The following is a 24478-nucleotide window of genomic DNA, read 5'->3' as shown; positions in this document are numbered from 1 at the left end:
ATGAGCGACCTCGTCAGCGTCGAGAACCTCACCATCGACTTCACCACCAATTTTGGCGATGTCCAAGCCCTGCGCGGCGTCAGCTTTTCGTTGAAGGAAGGCGAGGTCCTTGGAATCGTCGGTGAATCCGGCTCCGGCAAGACGGTGGCTTGCAGGGCCATCTTGAAGCTGATTGCCGGTAACGCGCTGGTGAAGTCGGGCCGGATCATGTTCGAGGGCAGTGATGTCCTCGCCATGAAGGATGTCGAGCTGGGGCGGCTGCGTGGCGGGCAAGCGGCGATGATCTTCCAGAATCCGTCGACGCATCTCGATCCGATCATGACGGTCGGACGTCAGGTGGGCGAGGCGATGGTGGTTCATCAGGGCATATCCTGGCGACAGGCCAATGCTCGGGCGATCGGCCTGCTGGAGAACATGCATATCAAGGACGCGGCCAGGCGGGCGGCTGCGTATCCACACGAGCTGTCGGGTGGCATGCGTCAGCGGGTGATGATCGCGGCGGCCCTTGCCTGCGAACCGAAACTGCTGATTGCCGACGAGCCGACGACAGCACTTGATGTCACGGTGCAAGCTCAGATACTCGACCTGCTTCGCGGCATCCGGCGCGAACGCAAGCTGTCGATCATTCTGGTCTCTCACGACCTTGGCGTGATCGCGGAAATGTGCGACCGCGTCGTTGTCATGAAGGACGGTGCCGTGCTGGAGATCGGATCGGTCGACCAGATCCTGCGTGAACCGGCGCATGACTATACGAAGCGCCTGATCGCTTCCCAACCCTCGCTGATGAAGCCAACCACGCACGCCTGTCCCGTGGCGGCGGCGAAACCGCATCTCCTGGTGAAGAACCTGTGCGTGAACTTCTATCCGGGGCAGAGCCTTGCGGCCTGGGCGACGCGCAAGCCGCCGCAGATCGTGCGCGCGGTCGACAATGTTTCGTTGGCGCTGCGTCGCGGCGGTGCACTCGGGATTGTCGGCGAGTCCGGTTCCGGCAAGAGCACCATCGCCCGGGCCATCGCCGGCCTGGTGCAGCCGCAACAAGGAGAGATCGAGGTGGACAGCCAATCGCTCGACCGCGCGCTCGCAAGGCGCCGGCCGGAGCAGGTCCGCAAACTGCAGATGGTGTTCCAGGACCCGTTTATGTCCCTCAACCCGGCTTTTACGGTTGCACGGACCCTGGCCGAACCACTGCTGCAACAGAATATCTGCCCGCAGCGGGAAATTCCGACGCGGATCCGCGAGCTGATGGAGAAAGTGGAATTGCCTCGTCAGCTGCTGGACCGCCGCACCACGCAACTTTCCGGCGGCCAGCGCCAACGCGTCGGCATCGCAAGAGCCCTGGCGCTGGAGCCGGAGATTTTGATCGCCGACGAAGTCACCTCCGCTCTGGATGTCACCATCCAGGCCCAGGTCCTCGACCTCTTTGCGCGGCTGCGTCGCGAATTGTCGCTGACGCTGATCCTGATTTCCCACGACCTGGGCGTGGTGCGCTATCTCTGCGAACAGGTTGCGGTCATGCAGCACGGCAAGCTGGTTGAGTATGGCAACACGGAAGACGTTCTGGACCGGCCGCAGCAGGCCTATACCCGCGAGTTGATCGCCGCCATCCCGAAACTGTCGCGTCCGGATGCAATCGCGACAACAGAGCCAGGGGCCGGCTTACTGTGCCGTCCAGCCGCCATCCATCGGTAAAGTCGTACCGGTGATCTGCCTGGCTGAATCCGAGCACAGGAACAGCGTCAGCGCCGCAAGTTCCTCGACAGTGACGAATTCCTTCGTCGGCTGTGCAGCCAAGAGCACGTCGTGCTTGACCTGCTCTTCGGTCATGCCTCGCGCTTTCATCGTGTCGGGGATCTGCTTTTCGACCAGCGGCGTCCAGACATAGCCCGGCGCGATGGCGTTGACGGTGATGCCGTCCTGCGCGACTTCCAGCGCCACCGTCTTGGTCAGGCCGGCAATGCCGTGCTTGGCCGAGACATAGGCCGATTTGAATGGCGAGGCGACCAGCGCGTGCGCCGACGCCGTATTGATGATGCGGCCCCATTTGCGTGCCTTCATGCCGGGCACCACCGCCTTGATGGCATAGAAGGCCGCCAAGAGATTGATGCGGATGATGGCTTCCCACTTGTCGTCGGGGAAGTCCTCGATCGGCGCGACATGCTGGATGCCGGCATTGTTGACCAGGATATCGAGGCTGCCGAACGCCGCCTCGGCGTCATGCACCATGGCGCTCACTGCCGCGCCATCCATCATGTTGGCGTCGGAGTAGCGGCACTTGACGCCAAAGTCCTTCTCGATGCCGGCGCGCTCCTGCTCGATGGCAGCCGCATCGCCAAGACCATTGATGGTGACGTTGGCGCCTTCGGCGGCGAAGGCGCGGGCGATGGCCAGGCCGATACCGCTGGTCGAGCCGGTGACGAGGGCATTCTTCGAAGACAGGGAACCCATGGTGATCTCGCGAGAGTGGGAGGGGAATAGGAGGATATAATTGTGCGTCGCAACATGACAATGACAGAGCCATATGTCGATGCGATTACAGCCAGACGACCGCGCCGGCATGGCTCTCGCCCGCCGCGAAACCACGGTCAGGCTGACACGGCATTGTCATGGTGCCGTGCAACATAATCGGCTGCGCATTCGCGCGCTTATTCCTGAATGAAAACCCGTCTGAAGAACCATGGGGGTGCAGCTTGGAAATCGCCGATGTCGTGAAGCGCGCCTATGCGATGCCGCTGACCAATCCGTCTTTCCCGCCCGGGCCCTATCGTTTCTTCGACCGCGAATACATCATCATCACCTACCGCACGACGCGCGAGGCGCTCGAGGCCGTGGTGCCGGCGCCGCTGGAGATCGACGAACCGCTGGTCAAATACGAATTCATCCGCATGCCGGACTCCACGGGCTTCGGCGACTACACCGAGACCGGCCAGGTCATCCCGGTGAAGTACAAGGGCCAGCATGGCGGCTATGTCCACTCGATGTATCTCGACGACGACGCGCCAATCGCCGGCGGCCGCGAGCTGTGGGGGTTTCCCAAGAAGCTGGCCAATCCCAAGATCGTCCATGAAGGCGAGGTGATCGTCGGCACGTTGCACTATGGCAGCGTTCTGTGCGCCACCGGCACGATGGGCTATAAGCACCGGGAAGCCGATCACGATTCCGTGCTCGCCGCGCTCGCCGCTCCCAACTTCCTCATCAAGATCATCCCGCATGTCGACGGCACGCCGCGTATCTGCGAGCTGGTGCGCTACTACCTCACCGACATCACGCTGAAGGAAGCCTGGACGGCGCCTGCGGCACTCGATCTTCGGCCCCACGTCATGGCCGACGTGGCGAAGCTGCCGGTGCTCGACATCGTCTCCGCCGTTCATTTCAAAGCCGATCTGACGCTTGGCTTGGGCGAGGTCGTGCACGACTATCTTGCCGATCACAGCCGGCTCGCAACCAGCACAACCCAGCCGGAGAAGATTCGTGCTTGAACGCAACCGAAACAAGGAAGCCGCCGCCACGATCGAGGAGATCTCGGCGCAATATGACCGCATCGCCCTGGTGTTCCAGGGTGGCGGCGCGCTTGGCGCCTATCAGGCCGGGGTCTATCAGGCGCTGGCCGATGCCGGCTGCGAACCGAGCTGGCTGTCCGGCGTGTCGATCGGCGCCATCAATGCCTCGATCATCGCCGGCAATGAGCCGAGCCGCCGCCTGCAGCGCCTCGAACAGTTCTGGCAGACCATCTCGGGCCGCAAGATCTGGTCCTACACGCCTGAAGGCGACATCTACCGCGACATCCGCAACCGCACCTCGTCGTGGATGACGATGACCATGGGACAGCCCGGCTTCTTCAAGCCGCGCAACCCCAATCCCTGGTTCGAGCCGCAGGGCGCCGAGGGCGCCACCAGCTTCTACGACACCGCCGAATTGAAGGACACGCTGGAGAGCCTGATCGATTTCGACGTGCTGAACGACGGCAAGAAGCGGCTGAGCGTCGGCGCAGTCAATGTCCGCACCGGCAATTTCGTCTATTTCGACACCGAGAAGGTGCGCATCGGACCCGAGCACATCATGGCCAGCGGCGCGTTGCCGCCCGCCTTCCCATCGGTCCGTATCGAGGGCGAATATTATTGGGACGGCGGCATCGTCTCCAACACGCCGCTGCAATATCTGCTCGACCAGGAAGAGGACCGTTCGTCGCTGGTGTTCCAGGTCGACCTGTTCAGCGCCCGCGGTGTGCTGCCGCGCAGCATGCCGGACGTGCTGTCGCGCCACAAGGACATCATGTACTCCAGCCGCACGCGCCAGAACACCGACAATTTCAAGCGCGTCCATGGCCTGAAGATGCGGCTGCTCGACGCGCTCAAGCGTGTGCCCAAGGAACAGCTGACGCCGGCGGAAGAAGCGCTGATCGCGGACTATTCCGACGCTGGCATCGTCAACATCGTGCACCTGATCTACCAGCACAAGGGCTATGAAGGTCACGCCAAGGACTATGAGTTCTCCGGCACCTCGATGCGCGAGCATTGGGAGACAGGCCTTGAAGACACGCAGCGCACCTTGCGCCATCGCAAGTGGCTGACGATGCCGACCAGTGTCGATGGCGTTGCCATCCATGATCTGCATCGCGAGGATCCGACGTAGACTGGCGAGGCCGTTGATTCTCGACGGTTCAGCCGTGTTAGCCAGGATTCGTCTGAGCGGCCGTCGCCAACGTTCGAGATTGGCTGAAGCCTCTCGACTTCGTCATCCCCGGGCGGAGCAGGAGCGAAGCTCCGTCGCGGAGACCCTGGGATTCATGCCACGACCTTAGCCGTAGAGTGCAGCGGAGCGGAATTCTGCACCGTGGCAGCGCTTTGAAGTCGCGGCATGGATCCTATGGTCTGCGCCGCGTCGCTTTGCTCCTTGCTCCGCCATAGGATGACGAAGCGATGTTTCGGCCAATTTCCTAGGCATGTTCCACGTCAACAGAAACGAATGCGTCCTCGCCCCCTGAACACAGTGCCCGCTCAAAGAAAAAGGCAGCGCCGGCGACCGGCGCTGCCTCTTGTTTGGACGCTTATACGCTCCGCTCAGAACACCTGGCGGAAGATGATGAACAGCACGAAGGCCAGCGTGATCGAACATGGCAGGGTCAGCACCCAGGCCAGCAGCAAGTTGCGCACCGTCGACCATTGCAGGCCCGAGCCGTTGGCGGCCATCGTTCCCGCGACGCCCGACGACAGCACATGGGTTGTCGACACCGGCAGACCGAGCCGGTCGGCCATGCCGATGGTCACCATGGCGACGAGTTCGGCCGCCGCACCCTGGCCATAGGTCAGATGGCTCTTGCCGATCTTCTCACCGACGGTGACGACGATGCGTTTCCAGCCGACCATGGTGCCAAGGCCAAGCGCCAGTGCTACCGCGACCTTCACCCAGATCGGGATGAACTTCGTCGCGTTGTCGACGGCCTTGTGGTAGTCGGTCACCGCCTTGAGGTCGGCGGCCTGCATCGGCAGCAACTGCTTCTTGTCGATCAGCTTGAGCGCCTCGCCGATCAGATAGATGTCGTTGCGGGCGTTGCTGACCAGATCGGTCGGTACGTTGTCGACCGAGGCGTAAGGCTGCAGCGAAGCGGTGGTGTTGTGGATGTAGGTCTGCAGCGCGACGGTCGTCTGGTCGCTCCAGGTCCGGGTGCGCACGGCATCCTGGACGGCTGCCTTGGCGGCCTTGGCATCGGCAATGCTGACACCGGGCTTCGCATATTTGCCCAACGCGGTCTCGACGCTGACCGAAGCCGCCTTGTAGGCTTCGAGATAGTTGATGTCGGGCGTCCGGTTCAGCGCATAGGCCGTCGGCACGACGCCGATCAGGATCAGCATGATCAGGCCCATGCCCTTCTGCCCGTCATTGGAGCCGTGCGCGAAGCTGACGCCGGTGCAGGTGAAGATCAGCAGGGCGCGGATCCACCAGGGCGGCGGGGCATTGCCCTTCGGTGCTTCGTAGAGCGCTGGATTGCGGACCAGCAGCTTCATCGCATAGAGCAGGATCGCGGCGGCGAAGAAGCCGATGATCGGCGACACCAGCAAGGTCACGCCGACATTGGTCGCCTGCGACCAGTCAACGCCGCTGGTGGCGCTGCCGGCCGGTGCCATGAACTGGTTGGCGAGGCCGACGCCGATGATCGAGCCGACCATCGTATGCGAGCTCGAGGCGGGCAGGCCGAGGAACCAGGTGCCGAGATTCCACAGGATGGCGGCGACCAGCAGCGCGAACACCATGGCAAAGCCGGAGGAGGAGCCGACCTGCAGGATCAACTCGACCGGCAGCAGCGACAGGATGCCGAAGGCAACCGCGCCGCTGGAGGTGAGAACGCCGAGGAAATTGAAGGCGCCGGACCACATGACGGCGAATTCGGCCGGCAGGGAGCGCGTATAGATGACGGTCGCCACCGCATTGGCGGTGTCGTGGAAACCGTTGACGAATTCGAAGCCGAGCGCGATCAGCAGGGCGATGCCGAGCAGGATCCACGGCACGGTTTTGGCCACTGCCAGATCCTGGCTCAGCGCATAGCCGACATAGACCACGCCGACCAGCACCAGCACGCCGAAGGCCGGCAGAAACCACTTCGCGCTGCCCGAACTATCCAGCGGATGATCCGGTCTCGGAATGCCCGCCTCACTGGAAATTATGTCCACCATGTCCCACTCCTATTGCATCGCAGCAAAGAACTGGGAAAGACGCTATGTCCGGTCGATGAACCCTGTGTGACGCCGACAGCCGGGCTTCAGGCCTTCGACGCTCCCTACATTGGAGCGGGGCTTGTCTTCAGGATCGCCGAGAACAGCGGATCGAAGGCACGGCTGATCGGCGCCGCGGCCGCGCCAAGCGCGATCGACCAGGGGTCGGTGGTGCCAAGCTGAAGGCGCGGCAGCATCCTTCCGGGCCGGTCGGCGATCGACGGCAGCAGCGGGTGCATCGCCTCGACCAGCCGGCGCGCCAGCGCTTCCGGCGCGCCACTGGTCAGGATGACGGTCTGCGGATCGAAGATCGTTTCGATGAGATGCACGCTCCAGCGCAGATCATGCGCTGCACCATCGATCCAGGCCATCATCTTCGGGTCCTCGGCCAGCACCAGGGCGTTCATCTGTTCGTAGATGTCGCTGTCGGCGGGGTTGAGGCCGAGATGCTGGTAGAGCGAGGCCAGCGAGGCGCGGTGCTCGAGCGGCGTCGAACCCGGACCGGCCGGTGCCAGCAGCGCCATGCCGATTTCGCCGGCATTGCCATGGCCGCCACTGTAGAGCTCGCCATTGAGGATCAGGCCGGCGCCGATGCCGTAGCCGACATAGAGACAGACCGCGTGATCGACGCCGTGTGCGGCGCCGACGATACGCTCCGCCGTGGCGCAGGCGGCGGCATCGTTTTGCAGGCCGACATTCAGTCCCGTGCCTTTGGCCAGCGTCTCCAGCAGCGGAAATTTCTGCCAGGCCGGCATCATCCATTTGTCGTCGGAATCCTTCAGGCCGAAAGGGCCGGGCATGGCGACGCCGAGACCGACCAGCCGTTTTTCCGACTGAGCCGAAATGCCGGCCAGGTCGCGGCGGACACCGGTGATCAGCTCGAGGATGATCTCGACCCCCTTCGACGGCTCATCGAAAGGCAGGTTCGCCTCGGCCCGCGCCAGCACGCTGCCCATCAGGTCGACGGCGACCGCCCGCGTCAGATGGCGGTCGATATGCAGGCCGATGGCGAAGGCGCCTTCGGGCACCAGCCTATACGGCGTTGATGGTTGCCCCCTGCCCTTGCGCACCGCATCGAGCGCGACGACCAGGCCGTCGCTTTCGAGATCCTCGATGATGTTGGAGACGGCCTGCTTGGTGAGCTGAGTCGCCCGCGCCAGATCGGCACGCGAGAGGGCGCCATTGAGACGCAACGCTTCGATCATGACACGGCGGTTGTGCGCGCTGGTGCCTTCCTGATTGGTGCCGCTTTTGGCGCGGATCGGGCTGATGTCGTCCACCGGCGTTTCCCCTCTTGACTCCATTAGAATATTGATCGACTAATTAAGTCAAGCGAGTTGACTTAATGCAAACCGAATGCCCCAAAACAAGATGGCAAAGGCCTCTGCCTGTCGCCACTGGTCAGCCGGGTAACCATCAGGTCACGCGACATGGATCCGGGAAGACGATGCGAAATATCAGCATCGCCGGCCCGTCAACGCCGGAAATGGGAGAAGAAGATGCTTAAGACAATCACCAAGACACTGGTCGGCGCGGTCTTCGCCGGAGGACTGCTCGTTCCCCACGCTTTCGCCGAAACGACGCTCAACGCGCTTTTCATGGCGCAGGCCGCCTATAGCGAGGCCGACGTGCGCGCCATGACGGATGCCTTCAGCAAGGCCAACCCGGACGTCAAGGTCAATCTCGAATTCGTCCCCTATGAGGGTCTGCACGACAAGACGGTGCTCGCGCAAGGGTCGGGCGGCGGCTACGACGTCGTGCTGTTCGACGTCATCTGGCCGGCCGAATACGCTACCAACAAGGTGCTGGTCGACGTCTCGTCGAAGATCACCGACGACATGAAGAAGGGCGTGCTGCCCGGCGCCTGGACCACGGTCCAGTACGACGGCAAGTACTATGGCATGCCCTGGATTCTCGACACAAAATATCTGTTCTACAACAAGGACATCCTGGAAAAGGCAGGCATCAAGACGCCGCCGAAGACCTGGGAAGAGCTCGGCGCACAGGCCAAGATCATCCAGGACAAGGGCCTGCTGAAGACGCCGATCGCCTGGAGCTGGTCGCAGGCCGAAGCGGCTATCTGCGACTACACCACGCTGGTCAGCGCCTATGGCGGCGACTTCCTCAAGGACGGCAAGCCCGACTTCCAGAATGGCGGCGGCCTGTCGGCGCTGAAATACATGGTCGACAGCTACAAGTCCGGCCTCACCAACCCGAATTCCAAGGAATTCCTGGAAGAGGACGTACGCAAGGTCTTCGAAAACGGCGACGCCGCCTTCGCGCTGAACTGGACCTACATGTACAACATGGCCAACGATCCGAAGGACTCGAAGGTGGTGGGCAAGGTCGGTGTCGTGCCGGCCCCGGGCGTCACGGGCATCAGCGATGTGTCGGCCGTCAACGGCTCGATGGGCCTCGGCGTCACCGCGGTCTCGAAGCATCCGGACGAAGCCTGGAAGTACATCACCTTTATGACCTCGCAGGCGACGCAGAACCAGTATGCCAAGCTCTCGCTGCCGATCTGGGCCTCGTCCTATGACGATCCGGCCGTCACCAAGGGCCAGGAAGAGCTGATCGCCGCCGCCAAGCTCGGCCTGGCCGCCATGTATCCGCGTCCGACCACGCCGAAGTACCAGGAGTTGTCGACCGCGCTGCAGCAGGCGATCCAGGAATCGCTGCTCGGCCAGTCCTCGCCGGAAGACGCCCTGAAGACCGCCGCCAAGAACAGCGGCCTCTGAGCAGTTTTCTCCAGTTGCGGGCGGCCTTGTGCCGCCCGTGCTATGTCTGAAACCAAGATCGTTAGGGAGAGGCTGCTCTGATGTCGAGCACCTGGATGACGACCCGTGCCTGGTTGCTGATGCTGCCGCTGCTCGTGGTCATGGTCGCCGTCATCGGCTGGCCGCTGGTCGATACGGTCGGCCTTTCCTTCACCGACGCCAAGCTGGTCGGCACCGGCGGCGATTTCGTCGGCTTCGACAATTACACCAACATGCTGTCGAGCTCGAATTTTTCGCGCACGCTGGTCACCACGACGCTGTTCGCGGTGATTTCCGTTGCCGCCGAGATGGTGATCGGCGTTCTCGCCGCCCTTCTGCTCAACCAGGAATTCCGCGGCCGCGCCGTCCTGCGCGCCTTGATGATATTGCCCTGGGCACTGCCGACGGTGGTCAACGCCACCCTGTGGCGACTGATCTACAATCCCGAATATGGCGCGCTGAACGCCGCCTTGACTCAACTGCATCTCATCGACGCCTACCGCTCCTGGCTCGGCGAACCCGGCACGGCGCTCACAGCCCTGATCGTCGCCGACTGCTGGAAGAACTTTCCGCTGGTGGCACTGATCGCGCTCGCCGCCCTGCAGGCGGTGCCGCGCGACATCACCGCCGCCTCGCTTGTCGATGGCGCGGGACCTTTCAACCGCTTCCGCTTCGTCATCCTGCCCTATCTCGCCGGCCCGCTGATGGTGGCGCTGGTGTTGCGCACCATCGAGGCCTTCAAGGTCTTCGACATCATCTGGGTGATGACCCGCGGTGGCCCGGCCAACAGCACGCGCACGCTGTCTATCCTCGTCTATCAGGAAGCCTTCTCCTTCCAGCGCGCCGGCTCCGGCGCATCGCTGGCGCTGATCGTCACCTTGCTCGTCACGGTGCTAGCCGTCGCCTATGCGGCATTGGTCAGGAAGACCGCCGGGAGTGCCGCCTGATGGAACGCAGGAGCCCCGCCTTTACGATCTTTATCTATGCCTGCGCGCTGCTGCTGGCCGCCATCATCCTGGCGCCCATCGCCTGGCTGTTCATCATGAGCATTTCGCCGGCTGCCGATCTTGCCGCCAAGCCGCTGCGCTGGTGGCCGCAAACAGCCGACTTCTCGCGCTACAAGGTATTGCTGTCGACGGCGGAAAACAGCGCCGGTGCCGCCTTCACCTCATCCCTGCGCAACAGCCTGGAGATCGCCGGCATGGCGACGCTGGCGGCACTCGCTTTGGCCATTCCCGCCGGCTGGGCGGTGTCGCGCACGCCGGCGATCGGCTGGTCGCTGTCGATGGTCATCGCGACCTACATGCTGCCGCCGGTGGCGCTCGCCGTGCCGCTTTATATGGGCCTGTCGCATCTCGGCTTGCTCAACAATGTCTTCGGCCTGGCGCTGGTCTACCTGACCATTCTGGCGCCTTTCACCACCTGGCTGATGAAGTCCGGCTTTGACTCCATCCCGCGCGAGATCGAGGCGGCGGCGATGATCGACGGCGCCGGCCTGTTCCAGACGCTGCGCATCATCACACTGCCGCTCGCCGCACCTGTCATGGCGACATCGGCGCTGTTTGCCGTGCTGCTTGCCTGGGACGAATTCTTCTATGCGCTGCTGTTCACCTCCGACCAGCGCGCAAAAACCTTGACCGTCGCCATCGCCGATTTGGCCGGCGGCCGCGTTTCCGACTACGGGCTGATCGCCACCGCCGGCGTGCTCGCCGCCTTGCCGCCGGTGCTGATCGGCCTCGTCATGCAGCGCGCGCTGATCTCTGGCCTGACCAGTGGCGGTGTGAAAGGATGACGATGACTGCAGAAAAACCCCGGCCGGCAGGACTGGTCGCCATCGACCGCGAAATGGCGCGACAGCATACGGACGCGCGCGCCTCGTTCGAAAACAACGCTGCCGTGGCGGCAAACGTCGCCGCCTCGATCAGGAAGACCGGCCGTCTGCTTCTGCTCGGCATGGGCGGCTCGCATGCGGTCGGGCGTGCCGTCGAGCCGCTCTACCGTGCACTCGGCATCGATGCGCTGGCCCTGCCGCTGTCCGAACAGCTTGGCCAGCCGGTGCCGCTCACCGGCAGGACAGTGCTCATCACCTCGCAGTCCGGCGAGAGCGCAGAAGTCGTCAGATGGTTCTCGGAGGCCAACAGCCCCGCTGATGTTTTTGGCCTGACGCTCGAAGGCGGCTCGTTCCTGGCGCGCACGGCGTCTTGCCTGGTCGGCGCCGGCGGCACCGAACAGGCCTTCGCCGCCACCCGCAGCCTGACCGTAACCTTCGCCTTGCACCTGGCCATTCTGGCGGCACTCGGCGAAGACCCGAAGGCAGCGCTTGGCGCATTGAACCAGCCACAAGACAACGACATCACACAAGCGCTCGCTGCGCTGGAAAAGGTGACGACCCTCGTCACCTCCGGCCGCCGCTTGCAAGGCGTTGCCGAAGCGCTGGCGCTTGGTCTTACCGAACTGTCGCGGCTGCCTTGCTTTTCGCTCGAAGGCGGCCAGTTGCGGCATGGACCAATGGAGATGCTCGGCCCGAAGATCGGCGTCATCCTGTTTCGTGGCAACGATCCGACCGCGGAACTGGTGACCGCCATGGCCACCTCCGTCGTAGAGGCCGGCGCGCCGCTCGTCATCTTCGACGCATCCGGGCAATCGCCCGTCGCCGGTGCCGTCACGCTGTCGTTCAAACCGGCTTCTGGTCTCGCCGCCATCTTCGCCATGCTGCCAGTGGCGCAGCGCCTGATGATCGCTTTCGCCGACAGCCGCGTCGACAATGCCGGCACGCCTGTGCGCTCCACCAAGATCACCAGGAGCGAGTGATGCGTCCGCTCGCAGTGATCGGCAACGTCAATGTCGACCTGATCGTCGGTCCGGTCGCGCCATGGCCGAAGGCGGGCACGGAAACCGTCGTCGACCATGACGATCTGCGCGTTGGTGGACAGGCCGGCAACACCGGACTTGCCTGGCAGGCGCTGGGCGTCGATTTCGAGATCGCAGCCAATGTCGGCGACGACCAGTTTGGCCGCTGGCTTCGCGAGGCGTTCGGCACCCGTGCCGACAAATGGCCGACGCGCCCCGAGAGCACGACCCTTTCCGTCGGCATGACCCATCCCGACGGCGAAAGGACGTTCTTCACCACGCGCGGCCACCTGCCCCGCTTCAGCCTTGCCGACGTATTTTCAGTACTCGACGGCAAGCGGCTCGGCGGTGGCTATGCGCTGCTGTGCGGCTCCTTCCTCACCGATGATCTCACCCGCGACTACGAGGCGTTCTTCGACTGGGCGAACGGGCACGACATCGCGGTGGCGCTGGACACCGGCTGGCCGATGCAGGGCTGGACGCCAGCGAACTGCAAGGCGGCACGCAGCTGGCTTGCGCACTGCGACCTTGCCCTGTTCAACGAGGTGGAGACCGTGACTCTGGCCGGCCTGCCCGATCCGGTCGAAGCCGCGCGGCAAATCCAGTCCAGCATGAAGAAGGGCGCGACCGCCGTCGTCAAGCGCGGCCCAGAGGGGGCGATCGCCATCGGCCCGGGCGGAGCGTTGGTCAGGGCGACCGCACCGGACGTCAAGGTCATCGACACGATCGGCGCCGGCGATGTCTTCAATGCGGCATTCCTGGCCGCACTGGCGCAGGACCAGACGCTGACCGCCTCGCTGAATGCCGCGACGCAGGTGGCGTCGCGTGCCATTTCCACTCTGCCCCGCAACTATGGCGGGCCGATGCAGTTCGAGGGATCTATGCATGAGCGCGCTTGAAATCCGCAACATCCGCAAGAACTACGGCAGCGTCGAAACGCTGAAAGGCATCGACATCGCGCTGCAGAGCGGCGAGTTCCTGGTGCTGCTCGGCTCCTCAGGCTGCGGAAAGTCGACGCTTCTCAACATCATCGCCGGCCTCGCCGAAGCGACGAGCGGCGATGTGCTGATCGGCGGCCGCTCGATCCTTGGCGTCCACCCCAAGAACCGCGACATCGCCATGGTCTTCCAGTCCTACGCGCTCTATCCGAACCTGACCGTACGTCGCAACATCGGCTTCGGGCTGGAGATGCGCGGCGTTGCCGCCGACGAACGCGAAAAGGCGGTGGCCGAGGCGGCAAGATTGCTGCAGATCGAGGTCCTGCTCGACCGCAAGCCGAGCCAGCTGTCCGGCGGCCAGCGCCAGCGCGTCGCCATCGGCAGGGCGCTGGTGCGCAAGCCGCAGGTCTTCCTCTTCGACGAGCCGCTGTCCAACCTAGACGCCAAGCTGCGCCTGGAAATGCGCACCGAGTTGAAGCGCCTGCACCAGATGCTGCAGACCACCGTCGTCTACGTCACCCACGATCAGATCGAGGCGATGACGCTGGCCACCCGCATCGCGGTGATGCGTGACGGCAGGATCGAGCAGCTCGGCACGCCGGAGGAAATCTATAACGAGCCGGCTACGCTCTATGTCGCCGGCTTTGTCGGCGCGCCGTCGATGAATATGCTGCAGGCGGTGATCACCGACGGCAAGCTGGCCATCGCCGAGTCCGACGTGCGGATGCCTCTGCCGGCACGCTATGCGAACGCGGCGCGCGAAGGCGCACAGGTGGTCGTCGGTATCAGGCCGGAAGCGCTTCGCGTCGCGACCGGCGCCGCGACGGATTTGTCACTGCCCGTAGAGATCGAGGTCGTCGAACTGACCGGCCCCGAACTGGTCACCACGGCCCGGATCGGCACGCAACGGCTGACGGCCTGCCTGCCGCCAAGGTCTCAGGTCGCCAAGGGCGAAAGGCGCAGCCTCACCTTCGATGAGACAGCGCTTCGCTTGTTCGACCCCTCGACAGACAAAGCCCTGCCGGCAGCGGCGCTCGAAAAGACGGCGTCGCGCTAAGATCCTGAGGGATGTTCGGCATGGACAGCGACCCTTCGGCTACCACCCGATATGTATGCCATCGAATGTCTGGAATGAGCCGCTATCCCCAAGCATTGCGTTGTCGATGACCGTGCGCAGGCCCCGCGCACTGTCCTCGACCGCCAGCACCGCCTGATCGCCGCCCATATCGGTCTTCACCCAGCCCGGATGCAGTGACAACACAATTATCCCGTCGATGCGCAAATCCTGCGCCAGCTGGGCGCAGACCATGTTGAGCGCTGCCTTCGAGCAGCGGTAGGCATAGTCGTCATCATAGTCATCGAGCAGCCCTTCCGCCATCGAGCCGGCGCGGCTGCCGATATTGGCGATGGTCCGCATACGCCCCGCGACCAGGTTCGGTTGCAGCGCCCTCGCCAGCAACAGCGGGCCGAGCGTGTTCGTCCGCATGAGCTTCAGGAATTCATCCGGTGCGAAACTGTGCAGGCCAGGAATGTCGCTGCGGATGCCGGCGTTGTTGACGAGCACATCCAGCGGCCTGCCGGTGAGACGCACGGCAAGGTTGGAGATGGAAGTCGGATCGGCGACATCGAGCGGCTGGAACTCGATTCCATCTTCGAAACCTTGCGCTGGACGCGTTCGCCCGCAAGCGATCACGTGCCAGCCATGTTGGGTGTATTGCCGTGCCAACTCGCGACCGAGCCCGCGCCCGGCGCCCGTTATGAGGACCGTGCGGCGGCCTTGCCCGTCTCCGGCCAAGTCAGGCGCTCTTGGCGACCGGCACGGTCTCCTGCCGGGCAATCATGGCGTAGACCTCACCGGAATATTTGATGCGGCGCTGCTGCGTGGCGAAATCGACATGGGTGATGCCGAAGGGTGTCGTATAGCCATAGGCCCATTCGAAATTATCGGTCAGTGTCCAGGCGAAGTAACCGCGCACCGGCACGCCCTCGGCTGCCGCCTTGGCCACCTGCTCGAGATGGTCGACATAATAGGCGGCACGCAAATCATCCCAGACATGCCCGTCTTCGCCAACATTTTCCGGCGTGGTGGCGACGCCGTTCTCGGAAATGTAGATTGCCGGCGGCGCATAGCGATCGTTCACATAGTGCAGGATGTCGTACATGCAGCGCGGCCAGATTTCGTAATCGACAGCGGAATAGATGCCTTCCGGTTGCACCCGTCGATAGCTGAGCGGCGCGAGTTCGTCACCCGCGGCGATCACCGAGCGGCGGTAGATGTTGATGCCCAGATAGTCCACCGGCGCGGCGATGATCTCGTTGTCCTGCGCATGAATCGGCGGCAACAGATCGCCGTAGAGCGCCAGCATGTCCTGCGGGTATGCGCCTTTGAAGACGGCATCGAGGAACCAACGGTTCTGGGCGCCGTCGAAACGCCGTGTCGCCGCGACATCGCGCGGATCGTCGGTGGCGGCTTCCGCCACATTGAGATCGAAAACGATGCCAACCGAGGCGTCGGCCACCTCGGCCCGGATGACTGGAACAGCCAGGCCATGCCCCAGCAACGCATGATGGCTGGCGGCCACACCGCCTCTCACGCCGTCCCGCAGTCCCGGCGCGTCCTCGCCGGTCGCATGTCCTGACCAGCAGAAGGTCCAGGGTTCGTTGAGCGTCGTCCATTTCTTGACGCGATCGCCGAAACTGCGGGCGGCAAGCCCGGCATAGTCGGCAAAGGCGGTGGCAGTTTCGCGGTTGTACCAGCCGCCACGGTCTTGCAGCGCCTGCGGAAGATCCCAGTGGTAGAGCGTTGCATAGGGCTCGATGCCGGCCTCCAGCAGATCGTCGATCAGCCGGTCGTAAAAGGCGACACCCCTGGCATTGGCCTCGCCCCGACCTTCGGCAAGAAGCCGCGTCCATGCCAGGGAAAAACGATAGGCGCCAAGGCCGAGCGCCTTGAGCACGGCGATATCCTCCTTCCAGCGATGATAGTGGTCGCAGGCGACATCGCCGCTCGAGCCGTCGACGATCACACCGGGAACGCGGCAGAACCGGTCCCATATGCTTTCGCCTTTGCCATCCGCGTCAGGCGCGCCCTCTATCTGATAGGCCGCGGTCGCGGCGCCGAACATGAAGCCTTGCGGAAAGGCCAGCCCGGAGGCGCGGGCCTCGAGGGTCCGGCGTGCGTTATCGATGCTTGATGTCATATTTTCTCTCGATGGTGCTGACGAGGCTTGCCGCGGCCAGCGTCAGGAAAATGTAGAAGATGGCGGCTGAGTTGTAGGGCGCGAACGGCAGGAAACTTGCCGACTGGAATTCCCGCATACGCTGCGTGATGTCGCGGATCGACAGGATCGAGAGCAGCGACGTGTCCTTGAGGATGGCGATCAGTTCGTTGCCGAGCGGCGGGATGATGATGCGGAAGGCCTGCGGCAGCACGACCAGCCGGGCGGTACGCCAGCCGTTGAGGCCGAGGCTGTGCGCCGCCTCGATCTGACCCGCGGGAATGGCATTGATGCCGGAGCGGAATATCTCGGCGAGATAGGCCGAATAGGCGAGCGCCATGGCGACAATGCCGCGCACCAGGTTCGGCGGATCGACCACGCCCTGCGTCGCATCCTTGAGCGCGCCGGCGAGCGGCAGGCCGACATAGAGAACGATAACCAGCATCGGGATGCCACGGATCGTGTCGACGATGAATTCCGACCCGATCGAGAGCGGATGTCTGCGGTGGATATGGCCGCCGAAGGTCAGCAGGCCAAGCACGATCGCCAGCACCGCGAGCGTGATGCCGAACGCCTTGTCGCGATCGTTCAACGCCTCCGTCTGCCACAGCACCGGCAGCCCGCCCGGCGCTGTTGCGGCGGGCACAAGCGCTGCACTGACATCGGGAATCTTGCCGATGGCATCGATCGCTTCCGGTGGGCCACGAAAGGTTCGCAGCGGCACATCGGTATCGGGGCCACCGGGAAATTGCCCGTAGCGGACGGCGCCGAGGATCCCGGACGGCGTGCCGGTCGTGACCGCGACCTTGCCGGCGAGAGACCCCACGAGCACATAACTGTCGCGCGGCTGAAGCAGGAACCACGCGGCGGCACAGATCATGAGGATGGTTGCCGCGATGCAGATCAGGTCTGCCCGCCAGCTGTATTTGAGCTTGAGCAGCCCGACCCAGAGCAGCCCCAGCATTGCCGCCAGCAGGTAGGCCGCGACGGCCGCGCGGATCGTCGTCGCAACACCCGCCGCGAATGCGATATGTGCGAAAAGCAGGATGAAGACCAACCCGGCGCCGTTCACCCCCGCAAGCGCAAGGCGGGCAAAACGGTGCATCACGTTGCCGGTCCCGTCACGGGCGGTGATGAAGAACGCGCCGAGCATCACGACCGTCAGGCCGAGATAGGCGCGCAACAAGAGTGTGGCCTGGCCGCTCACCATGATGTCGGCGGCATCCGTCAATCGGCGCGGCGTGACGCCCTGAACCACCAGATCGGAGGTGAACGGATCGACAGCGTTCGCCACGACCGATGCCACAAAGGGATAGACCACACCGGTTGTCGCCAGCAGCACCGCGGCAGCAAGATTGACCCCGGCGGCAACCGCCGCAAGACGAGGCGACCGCGACGAAGCGCGCGAGAACACGACTACGGCAAGGCCGCCAAAAAAGGCGACGGCCAGCGTCAGGAAGCCAGGCACAAAGGCCGACGAGCCGTTCTCCACGCCGAGGATGGCGCGAAGCGAGCGCTGGTAGTTCACCGACGAAGCAAAGAGATAGACGATGAACGGCAGTGCCGCGACGATGATCAGATTGCTCGGCCGCAGGCGCATCAGAAACTGCATCCGGTCCCATCCTCCCTAACGAACGCTCCGGTGCCAGGCGCCGGAGCGTTCAAGCAGCTATTTTGCGCCCCAGTATTTGGCGATCAGCGCATCGAGGCTGCCGTCGGCCTTGATCGCCTTCAGCCCCTCATTGAAGGCGGCGACATTCTCGTCACCCTTGCGGAAGACCAGCCCCAGCGGATCGGACTGGAGATTCTTGATCGGCACCACCAGTTCACCCGCGAATTCCCTTTCATACGCGGCGGCATTGGCGCCGTTGATCACAACCCCGTCCACGTCCTTGTTCTTCAGCGCGATGATGGAGGCCGCGAAACTGTCATACGCGACCACATTGTCCCTGCCGACAATGCCTTCGGCGACCTGCGAGTCGGTGGTGTTGGCTTGCGCCGAGAGCTTCTTGCCTTTCGCCTTGAAGTCATCGAGGGACAGGCCCTCGTCTTCCACGCGCATGAGGACTGCCTGGCTGTTGATGATGTAGGGGTCCGAGAAATCCATCGCCTTCTTGCGTTCCTCGGTGATGGAGACGCCGGAGGCGACCAGGTCGAAACTGCCCTGGTCGAGGGCAGCGAAAATGCCGTCCCAGCCGGTGGTGACGAATTCAGCCTTGCAGTTGATCTTGCCGCAGACCGCCTTGATCACGTCGACGTCGAAACCGACGATCTGGCCAGTCGCCGTGTCGACGCTCTCCATCGGCGGCGAGGTGGTGTCGGAACCCACCTTCAGCACCTTGCCGCCGAGGTTGGCGGCGCCGGCAGCGCCGGCCGTCAACAGCGCCAGCGCAAGTCCGATCAGGATCTTCTTCATGCTCTTCCTCCCATTTGATGATTAGCGACGGTTTCGTCCGCCGAGATTGTCCGGCTGCCGGCCGATGAGCTCGGGCCTCGAGACCATGGCGAGCTTTGCCGGGTCTTCGCCCGCCATGCGCCGCAGCAGAAACTCGCCTAGCTTGCGGCCGAGGAGTTCGATTGGCTGGTAGAATGTCGTGATCGGCGGGGTGAAGTAGGCGCTGACGTTGATGTCGTCATAGGCGATGACGTCGACATCCACCCCGACCCGCCGCTCAAGGCTGCCCAACGCCGACAGGACGCCGAGCGTGGTGGATTCGTTGATGCACACCAAAGCCGTCGGTGGACTGGGCAGGCCAAGAAGCCTGAGCGCGCTGTCACGGCCGAAGCGGGTCGACAGATCGCCGTCAGCCACAAGGTCCATAGAGGCGGCAAGCCCTGCCTCGTCAAAAGCACGCGAGAATCCGTCGATCCTGTCCAGGGCATAGGAAAGACGGCGATCCGCGTTGATCAGTGCTATCCGCTGATGTCCGCCCGCGATCAGCCGCGCCGTGGCGGTGAAGGCCGCCCATTCATTGTCGACATCGACATGGGCATAGGTGAGCGGCTTGCGACAGCGGCCGAGCGACACGAATGGAAAATCACTTTCGACCAGCATGTCGATACGAGGATCGTCGGCCCGCACGCCGGAAAAGATCAGGCCGTCGGCCGCGCTCTGATCGACGATGCGGCGGGCGGCGTCGAAGGCGTCGCCGAAATCCCGGAAACCGTGCACGGACAGCTGATAGTCGCTGTTTTCCAGCGCCTGGCTTATGCCGCTCAGGATCTGTGTGTATTCAACGCCGTCCCATTCATAGCCAGCCGCGGACGTTATCGGCATCAGCACCGCCGCCCGATAGGTCTTGCCGGTCCTCAGCGCCATGCCTCGGGTGTTCGCCTGATAACCCAGATGCCGCGCGGCGGCGACGATGGCGTCCCTGGTCTGCTGCGCAACCACGGGCGAACCGTGCAAGGCCTTTGAGACAGTCGCGATCGAAAACCCGGTGTGGGCCGCCAATGTCTTGATCGTCGGCGAAAGCTCTCGGCGTTCAGATTTCTTGTTCTCTGCCATGGATGGTTGCTATCCCGTGGGGTAAGCATCCGTAGCATCACATAAAAACGTTTTCAAGAATAATAAAAACGTTTATATAGCCATTCTCCCGAGCAAGATTGAAACGACGGCGGGGCGATGATGCACGCATCATCGCCCCGCCAGTCAGATGGACAGGGTCGACCAAGGAGCCAGACACCGCCTCCTGCCGGCACCAACAGGCGTTCGGCTTTCAGGCCTCAGCGCGCCGGTGGCGCGTACATCAGGCCGCCGGCGTTCCACAGCGCGTTGATGCCGCGTGCGATCTTCAGCTGGCTGGACTGGCCGAGATTGCGTTCGAACATCTCGCCGTAATTGCCGACCTTGGCGACGATATTGTAGGCGAAGGCAGGGTCGAGCCCGATCTGCTTGCCGTTGTCGCCCTCGACGCCGAGGAACCGGCGGATCGTCGGATTCTGCGACTTCAGCGAGGCCTCCGCATTGGCCTGCGTGATGCCCTCCTCTTCCGCCTCGATCAGCGAGAACAGCGTCCAGCGCACGATGTCGAACCACTTGTCGTCGCCCTTGCGGACGGCCGGACCGAGCGGTTCCTTCGAAATGATCTCGGGTAGCACCGTGAAAGCGGCAGGATCGGTCAGCTTCAGGCGCTGCGCATAGAGCGCCGACGCGTCCGTGGTGTAGACGTCGCAGCGGCCGCTATCGAACGCCTTGATGATGCTGTCGGCGGAATCGATGACGACCGCCTCGTATTTCATTTGGTGGGCGGTGAAATAGTCGGCGACGTTCTGTTCGGTGGTCGTGCCTTGTTCAGCGCAGACCGTGGCGCCTGAAAGCTTGAGCGCGCTGTCGACGCCGAGGTTCTTGTGCACCATGAAACCTTGGCCGTCATAATAGGCGGCGCCGACGAAGTGGATGCCCATGCCGGTGTCGCGCGACAAGGTCCAGGTCGACTGCCGCGACAGGATGTCGACGGTACCGGCCTGCAGCGCGGTGAAGCGCTCCTTGGTCGACAGCGGCACATAGCTCACCTTGTCGGGGTCGCCGAAAACGGCGGCCGAAACCGCGCGGCAGAAATCGATGTCGAAGCCGCTCCATTTGCCCTGGTCGTCGGGCGCCGAAAAACCCGCCACGCCCTGGCTGACGCCGCAAATGATCGAGCCCCTCTGCTTGACGATGTCGAATGTGTCCGCTTTCGCCGGCATCGCCAGTGTGACCGATGCGAGAGCGAGCGCGGTTATGATTGCCTGCTTCATGGTTTCCTCCCTTATTGAGGCAAAGCCTCTCCTGCCGCCGGCGCGTGACGCGCCGGAAGTTCGCGAAATCGTTGTTCTCGAATTTTGCTCACGCCCCGCCGGGGCGGTGCGCAGATATGTCCTAAGCCCCTTCCGCCAGAACCGCCGCCAGCGTCTCGTCGAGTACCCCGACCAGGTGATCAGCATTGGCCCGGCTGAAGATCATCGGTGGGCGCATCTTCAAGACATTGTCATGCGGTCCCTCGGTGCCGATCAGCACGCCGCGTGCCCGAACCCCGTCATTGATGCGGCGGGCAAGTGCTGTCGCCGGCGCCTTGCTTTTACGGTCCTCGACCAGTTCGATGCCGAGGAAGAGGCCCTGGCCGCGCACATCGCCGATGATGCCGTAGCGGTCCTGCAAGGCCTTGAACCGGCTCACGAGATAATCTCCGATCTCCAGCGCATTGTGCCTGAGCCCGTCGCGCTCGATGACGTCGAGTACCGCAAGCCCGGCCGCGCAGGACACCGGATTGCCGCCAAAAGTGTTGAAATATTCCATGCCGTTGTTGAACGAGGCGGCGATCTCCGATGTCGTCACCAAGGCCGCCATCGGATGGCCATTACCGATCGGCTTGCCCATGGTGACGATGTCTGGTGTCACCCCTTGGGTCTCGAACGCCCACCAATGGCTGCCGACGCGGCCGAAGCCGACCTGCACTTCGTCGGCCACGCAGATGCCGCCGGCGGCGCGCACCATCGCGTAGACTTCGCCGAGATAGCCTTCCGGCAGGAACACCTGGCCGGCGACGCTGGGGATCGATTCCGCCAGGAACAGGCCGGGCGCACGGCCTTGCCTGGTCATCTCAGCGATCTGCTCGGCGACGCTTTCGGCAAAACGTTTTGCATGTTCGCCGACCGGCCAATCGTCCGGGGCACGGTAGCTGTCGGGAATGATCGCCTCGAACACATGCGCCGGGCGTCCCTTTCCGCCCTTGCGCTTGTATTTGTAGGGGCTGAGATCGATCAGTTCCTGCGTCGTGCCGTGATAACCCCAGTCGAGCACGATCGCCTCGCTGCGGCCGGTATGGGTCCGTGCCATGCGCAGCATCAGGCTGTTGGCCTCGCTGCCCGAGCAGGCAAACGACGCCACCGACAGGCCGGCGGGCAGCGTCGCTGTCAGCCGCTCCGCATAGGTGACGATGGCGTCGTGCAGATAGCGCGTGTTGGTGTTGAGCTTTGCCGCCTGGCCGGCGATCGCCTCGACCACGTCGGGGTGGGCATGGCCGAGATGGCAGACATTGTTGAAGCAGTCGAGATAGGCACGGCCGCGATCGTCGATCAGCCAGACGCCTTCGCCACGCACGAACTTGATCGGCTCGGAATAGGAAATGGAGAGATTGGGCAGCAGCGACGCCTTGCGTGCGGCAACGATTTCCGGACGCGAACGGCCACTCTGCCGGAAGGTTTCCGGCGGAATGCCGGCGAGTTCGGCGGCATCGGGAAACAGTTCCTTCCACACGTCGAGATAACGCTCCTCGCCGACCCCAAGAATGTCGCGTGCGGCGAGGCTTATATCCGTCGATATCTGGAAATGCAGATGCGGTGCCCAGCCGCCATTTTCGGCTGGTGTGCCCATCTCGCCGACAAGCGTGCCCGCTTCCAGATGGTCCCCAGCCTTCAGCCGCTGTCCCGCCTCATGCGCCATATGTCCCCACAGGGTGACGAAGGGTGGACATCCCGGCGCCGCATGCTCCAGCACCACCAGGCAGCCATAGCCGAGTGGATCCTCTTCGATCTCGACGCTTCTGACCGTGGCGGCCAGTGGTGTGTAAAGCCGCGTCCCCGCCGGCATGAAAAGATCGAAGCCGAGATGGTTGGCGCGCCGCGCGCCTTCAACGAAACGCGACTGGAAGATGTCGCTGGTATAGACGGTGCGTGCCTCGCCCCAAGGTCCGATGCCGAGCGCAATGCCATGCTCGGCGCAATAGGCATCCCACCATGCTGTGGCCTTGTCGGGCTGCTGGTCCGCCGATGTCACCGTCATCGGATTGTGCGGATCGCCATAGGGCACCAGCGCCTTGGCAAGCGTCGCCGGGTGCCGGTCGAGGATCGGCGCGAGCCGCGTGCGGTTTGCCGCGATCCAGCCTGTCACCGCGCGGGCACCGGGAGCGGCCTCGAAGCCGCAGGCATGGCGCAGGATCGCCGTCGCGAAGCGCCGGTTCATTCTGCCCAGGCGGTGCAGCAATCGCCAGGCCGGCGCCTCCGAGATCGACAGATAGGGATTGTCGGCGGTACGGTCCCTGCGCGCTGCCGACAGCGTCACAGAGGTGACGAGCCGCATCGCGATGAGGTCGAACAGCAGGTCGAGTTCTTCCTCCCGCAATGGATATTCGGCGTCGAAGCCGGCGGCGAGACGGGCGGCGGCGCCGATCGGATCCTCGGCATCGAGGATGGCATAGGCACAGGCGACGGCAACCTCGGCGATCAGCACGCTGTGTAGCGCATCACCGAAATCGATCAGCCCTGCGACACGCTCGGGCCTGTCGGGATCGACGAGCACATTCCAGTCATTGGCGTCGTTGTGGATGACCTGCGCCCGCAACACCGGCAGCCGGGGTGCCACCACGGCATCGAAATGATCGAGAAACCGTTCGAGCAAGGCGCGGTCCTGATCGTCGTCGATATGGTGAAGGCGTTGCCGGGCAGCACCCGCCTGGCGAATGTCCCAGTCGAACGACCGCAAAGCGCCGGGGTGGATGAACCCCTGCAGGGCGCGGTCCAGCCGGCCGAGCGCGCCGCCCAGGCTTTCGAGCAGCGCTGGAGTGGTCTGGCTCTCGGCCAGCGGTCGGCCGGGCAGCCATGATACCAGGCGCACAGCATGATCTTCCCCGCCAGGCCCCTTGGCATGGGCGAGCGAAGCGCCTTGTACCGTCTTCCTCAAACGCGGCACGGCGAGACCCTGGCTGTTGCGCTCGAGGTGATCGAACAATGCCGTCTGGAATTCGCTCTCGACGAGCGGCTCGCTGGCGTTGACGATTTTCAGGATCCACAGCGAATGGTCCGGCGCAGTCAGCTTGAAATTCCGGTCGCGCTCGCTGTCGAGCGGCGCGACGCTGCCGGCAATGCCGAAGTGCCGCATCGCGATATCGACGGCCTCGTTCTGCGAGACTTGAGGCGCTGGGTATGAAACGTTGGTCATCGGGATTCCGGATTTGCTTTGTCCAAGCTTGGCATGGGCCAAAAAATCGGGCATCCGGCAAAGCGTCGGTTGCACCGACACAATGACTGCA

At 63.6% G+C, this 24478-nt stretch carries 19 protein-coding genes; 9 read left to right on the top strand and 10 right to left on the bottom strand.

The genetic code is table 11. The annotated features are described in order from the left end of the window. Nucleotides 1-1689: a dipeptide ABC transporter ATP-binding protein gene (locus tag DBIPINDM_RS21170; RefSeq protein WP_258589032.1), complete on the top strand. Its 1689-nt coding sequence runs from the start codon at nucleotides 1-3 to the stop codon at nucleotides 1687-1689. Here the strand turns inward: DBIPINDM_RS21170 and DBIPINDM_RS21165 are convergent. Then, nucleotides 1657-2445, bottom strand: coding sequence for a 3-hydroxybutyrate dehydrogenase (locus DBIPINDM_RS21165; RefSeq protein ID WP_140573268.1), 789 nt, complete (start codon nucleotides 2443-2445; stop codon nucleotides 1657-1659). The two genes, DBIPINDM_RS21170 and DBIPINDM_RS21165, sit on opposite strands and share 33 nt — an antisense overlap. Nucleotides 2446-2687: 242 nt before the next feature. Here DBIPINDM_RS21165 and DBIPINDM_RS21160 point away from each other — a divergent pair, with 242 nt between their 5' ends. Both DBIPINDM_RS21160 and DBIPINDM_RS21155 read left to right on the top strand, forming a co-directional pair. Next, the gene (locus DBIPINDM_RS21160; protein ID WP_140891486.1) at nucleotides 2688-3476 is read left to right on the top strand and encodes an acetoacetate decarboxylase; all 789 of its coding nucleotides are present in this window, start codon (nucleotides 2688-2690) and stop codon (nucleotides 3474-3476) included. Beyond that, nucleotides 3469-4629 (top strand): patatin-like phospholipase family protein, encoded by a 1161-nt coding sequence (locus tag DBIPINDM_RS21155; RefSeq protein WP_258589031.1) that lies wholly within the window; start codon nucleotides 3469-3471, stop codon nucleotides 4627-4629. Before DBIPINDM_RS21160 ends, DBIPINDM_RS21155 begins: the two co-directional genes overlap by 8 nt. 428 nt (nucleotides 4630-5057) lie before the next feature. Here DBIPINDM_RS21155 and DBIPINDM_RS21150 read toward each other — a convergent pair whose 3' ends face one another. Both DBIPINDM_RS21150 and DBIPINDM_RS21145 read right to left on the bottom strand, forming a co-directional pair. Next, on the bottom strand, nucleotides 5058-6668 hold the full coding sequence (locus tag DBIPINDM_RS21150; RefSeq protein WP_258589030.1) for an inorganic phosphate transporter: 1611 nt from the start codon (nucleotides 6666-6668) through the stop codon (nucleotides 5058-5060). Nucleotides 6669-6772: 104 nt separating this feature from the next. Continuing rightward, a complete protein-coding gene (locus DBIPINDM_RS21145) occupies nucleotides 6773-7987 on the bottom strand; it encodes an ROK family transcriptional regulator (protein ID WP_258589029.1) in 1215 nt (404 codons plus the stop codon). 219 nt (nucleotides 7988-8206) lie between these two features. Between DBIPINDM_RS21145 and DBIPINDM_RS21140 the strand changes: the two genes are divergently transcribed. The 6 genes from DBIPINDM_RS21140 (at nucleotide 8207) to DBIPINDM_RS21115 (ending at nucleotide 14308) form a co-directional block, all read left to right on the top strand. Then, nucleotides 8207-9445, top strand: coding sequence for an extracellular solute-binding protein (locus DBIPINDM_RS21140; RefSeq protein ID WP_258589028.1), 1239 nt, complete (start codon nucleotides 8207-8209; stop codon nucleotides 9443-9445). A gap of 80 nt (nucleotides 9446-9525) precedes the next feature. Beyond that, entirely contained in the window at nucleotides 9526-10410 is an 885-nt protein-coding gene (locus DBIPINDM_RS21135) for a carbohydrate ABC transporter permease (protein WP_258589027.1), read from the top strand. Beyond that, complete coding sequence (locus DBIPINDM_RS21130) at nucleotides 10410-11255, top strand: carbohydrate ABC transporter permease (RefSeq protein WP_258589026.1); 846 nt, start codon at nucleotides 10410-10412, stop codon at nucleotides 11253-11255. Before DBIPINDM_RS21135 ends, DBIPINDM_RS21130 begins: the two co-directional genes overlap by 1 nt. Further along, nucleotides 11252-12274 (top strand): SIS domain-containing protein, encoded by a 1023-nt coding sequence (locus DBIPINDM_RS21125; RefSeq protein ID WP_258589025.1) that lies wholly within the window; start codon nucleotides 11252-11254, stop codon nucleotides 12272-12274. The genes DBIPINDM_RS21130 and DBIPINDM_RS21125 overlap by 4 nt, the downstream gene beginning before the upstream one ends. Next, nucleotides 12274-13212, top strand: coding sequence for a PfkB family carbohydrate kinase (locus tag DBIPINDM_RS21120; protein WP_258589024.1), 939 nt, complete (start codon nucleotides 12274-12276; stop codon nucleotides 13210-13212). The genes DBIPINDM_RS21125 and DBIPINDM_RS21120 overlap by 1 nt, the downstream gene beginning before the upstream one ends. Beyond that, nucleotides 13199-14308: an ABC transporter ATP-binding protein gene (locus DBIPINDM_RS21115; RefSeq protein WP_258589023.1), complete on the top strand. Its 1110-nt coding sequence runs from the start codon at nucleotides 13199-13201 to the stop codon at nucleotides 14306-14308. Before DBIPINDM_RS21120 ends, DBIPINDM_RS21115 begins: the two co-directional genes overlap by 14 nt. A gap of 39 nt (nucleotides 14309-14347) precedes the next feature. Here the strand turns inward: DBIPINDM_RS21115 and DBIPINDM_RS21110 are convergent, their stop codons facing one another. The 7 genes from DBIPINDM_RS21110 to DBIPINDM_RS21080 form a co-directional block, all read right to left on the bottom strand. Beyond that, nucleotides 14348-15046 (bottom strand): SDR family oxidoreductase, encoded by a 699-nt coding sequence (locus tag DBIPINDM_RS21110; protein WP_258589022.1) that lies wholly within the window; start codon nucleotides 15044-15046, stop codon nucleotides 14348-14350. A gap of 1 nt (nucleotide 15047) precedes the next feature. Beyond that, entirely contained in the window at nucleotides 15048-16451 is a 1404-nt protein-coding gene (locus DBIPINDM_RS21105; protein WP_258589021.1) for a GH1 family beta-glucosidase, read from the bottom strand. Further along, nucleotides 16432-18081: an amino acid ABC transporter permease gene (locus tag DBIPINDM_RS21100; protein ID WP_258589020.1), complete on the bottom strand. Its 1650-nt coding sequence runs from the start codon at nucleotides 18079-18081 to the stop codon at nucleotides 16432-16434. Before DBIPINDM_RS21100 ends, DBIPINDM_RS21105 begins: the two co-directional genes overlap by 20 nt. A 57-nt stretch (nucleotides 18082-18138) precedes the next feature. Further along, nucleotides 18139-18885: a transporter substrate-binding domain-containing protein gene (locus tag DBIPINDM_RS21095; RefSeq protein ID WP_258589019.1), complete on the bottom strand. Its 747-nt coding sequence runs from the start codon at nucleotides 18883-18885 to the stop codon at nucleotides 18139-18141. 21 nt (nucleotides 18886-18906) lie between these two features. Further along, nucleotides 18907-19977, bottom strand: a complete 1071-nt coding sequence (locus tag DBIPINDM_RS21090) for a LacI family DNA-binding transcriptional regulator (protein ID WP_258589018.1) — start codon at nucleotides 19975-19977, stop codon at nucleotides 18907-18909. A 218-nt stretch (nucleotides 19978-20195) separates the two neighbouring features. After that, nucleotides 20196-21209 (bottom strand): amino acid ABC transporter substrate-binding protein, encoded by a 1014-nt coding sequence (locus tag DBIPINDM_RS21085; protein WP_258589017.1) that lies wholly within the window; start codon nucleotides 21207-21209, stop codon nucleotides 20196-20198. A gap of 121 nt (nucleotides 21210-21330) precedes the next feature. Beyond that, nucleotides 21331-24387: an aminotransferase class III-fold pyridoxal phosphate-dependent enzyme gene (locus tag DBIPINDM_RS21080; RefSeq protein WP_258589016.1), complete on the bottom strand. Its 3057-nt coding sequence runs from the start codon at nucleotides 24385-24387 to the stop codon at nucleotides 21331-21333. Between the last annotated feature and the right edge of the window lie 91 nt (nucleotides 24388-24478).

This window comes from Mesorhizobium sp. AR02, from assembly GCF_024746835.1.
In the GTDB taxonomy this organism is placed as follows: domain Bacteria; phylum Pseudomonadota; class Alphaproteobacteria; order Rhizobiales; family Rhizobiaceae; genus Mesorhizobium.
Note: the sequence above shows the minus strand (reverse complement) of the source record. Positions and strands in the feature narration are given on the sequence as shown.

Bases quoted from the DNA above. Each gene is read 5' to 3' on its own strand.
- DBIPINDM_RS21170 (WP_258589032.1), top strand. From the start codon at position 1: ATGAGCGACCTCGTCAGCGTCGAGAACCTCACCATCGACTTCACCACC.
- DBIPINDM_RS21165 (WP_140573268.1), bottom strand. From the start codon at position 2,445: ATGGGTTCCCTGTCTTCGAAGAATGCCCTCGTCACCGGCTCGACCAGC.
- DBIPINDM_RS21150 (WP_258589030.1), bottom strand. From the start codon at position 6,668: ATGGTGGACATAATTTCCAGTGAGGCGGGCATTCCGAGACCGGATCAT.
- DBIPINDM_RS21140 (WP_258589028.1), top strand. From the start codon at position 8,207: ATGCTTAAGACAATCACCAAGACACTGGTCGGCGCGGTCTTCGCCGGA.
- DBIPINDM_RS21135 (WP_258589027.1), top strand. From the start codon at position 9,526: ATGTCGAGCACCTGGATGACGACCCGTGCCTGGTTGCTGATGCTGCCG.
- DBIPINDM_RS21130 (WP_258589026.1), top strand. From the start codon at position 10,410: ATGGAACGCAGGAGCCCCGCCTTTACGATCTTTATCTATGCCTGCGCG.
- DBIPINDM_RS21125 (WP_258589025.1), top strand. From the start codon at position 11,252: ATGACGATGACTGCAGAAAAACCCCGGCCGGCAGGACTGGTCGCCATC.
- DBIPINDM_RS21120 (WP_258589024.1), top strand. From the start codon at position 12,274: ATGCGTCCGCTCGCAGTGATCGGCAACGTCAATGTCGACCTGATCGTC.
- DBIPINDM_RS21115 (WP_258589023.1), top strand. From the start codon at position 13,199: ATGAGCGCGCTTGAAATCCGCAACATCCGCAAGAACTACGGCAGCGTC.
- DBIPINDM_RS21105 (WP_258589021.1), bottom strand. From the start codon at position 16,451: ATGACATCAAGCATCGATAACGCACGCCGGACCCTCGAGGCCCGCGCC.
- DBIPINDM_RS21100 (WP_258589020.1), bottom strand. From the start codon at position 18,081: ATGCAGTTTCTGATGCGCCTGCGGCCGAGCAATCTGATCATCGTCGCG.
- DBIPINDM_RS21095 (WP_258589019.1), bottom strand. From the start codon at position 18,885: ATGAAGAAGATCCTGATCGGACTTGCGCTGGCGCTGTTGACGGCCGGC.
- DBIPINDM_RS21090 (WP_258589018.1), bottom strand. From the start codon at position 19,977: ATGGCAGAGAACAAGAAATCTGAACGCCGAGAGCTTTCGCCGACGATC.
- DBIPINDM_RS21085 (WP_258589017.1), bottom strand. From the start codon at position 21,209: ATGAAGCAGGCAATCATAACCGCGCTCGCTCTCGCATCGGTCACACTG.
- DBIPINDM_RS21080 (WP_258589016.1), bottom strand. From the start codon at position 24,387: ATGACCAACGTTTCATACCCAGCGCCTCAAGTCTCGCAGAACGAGGCC.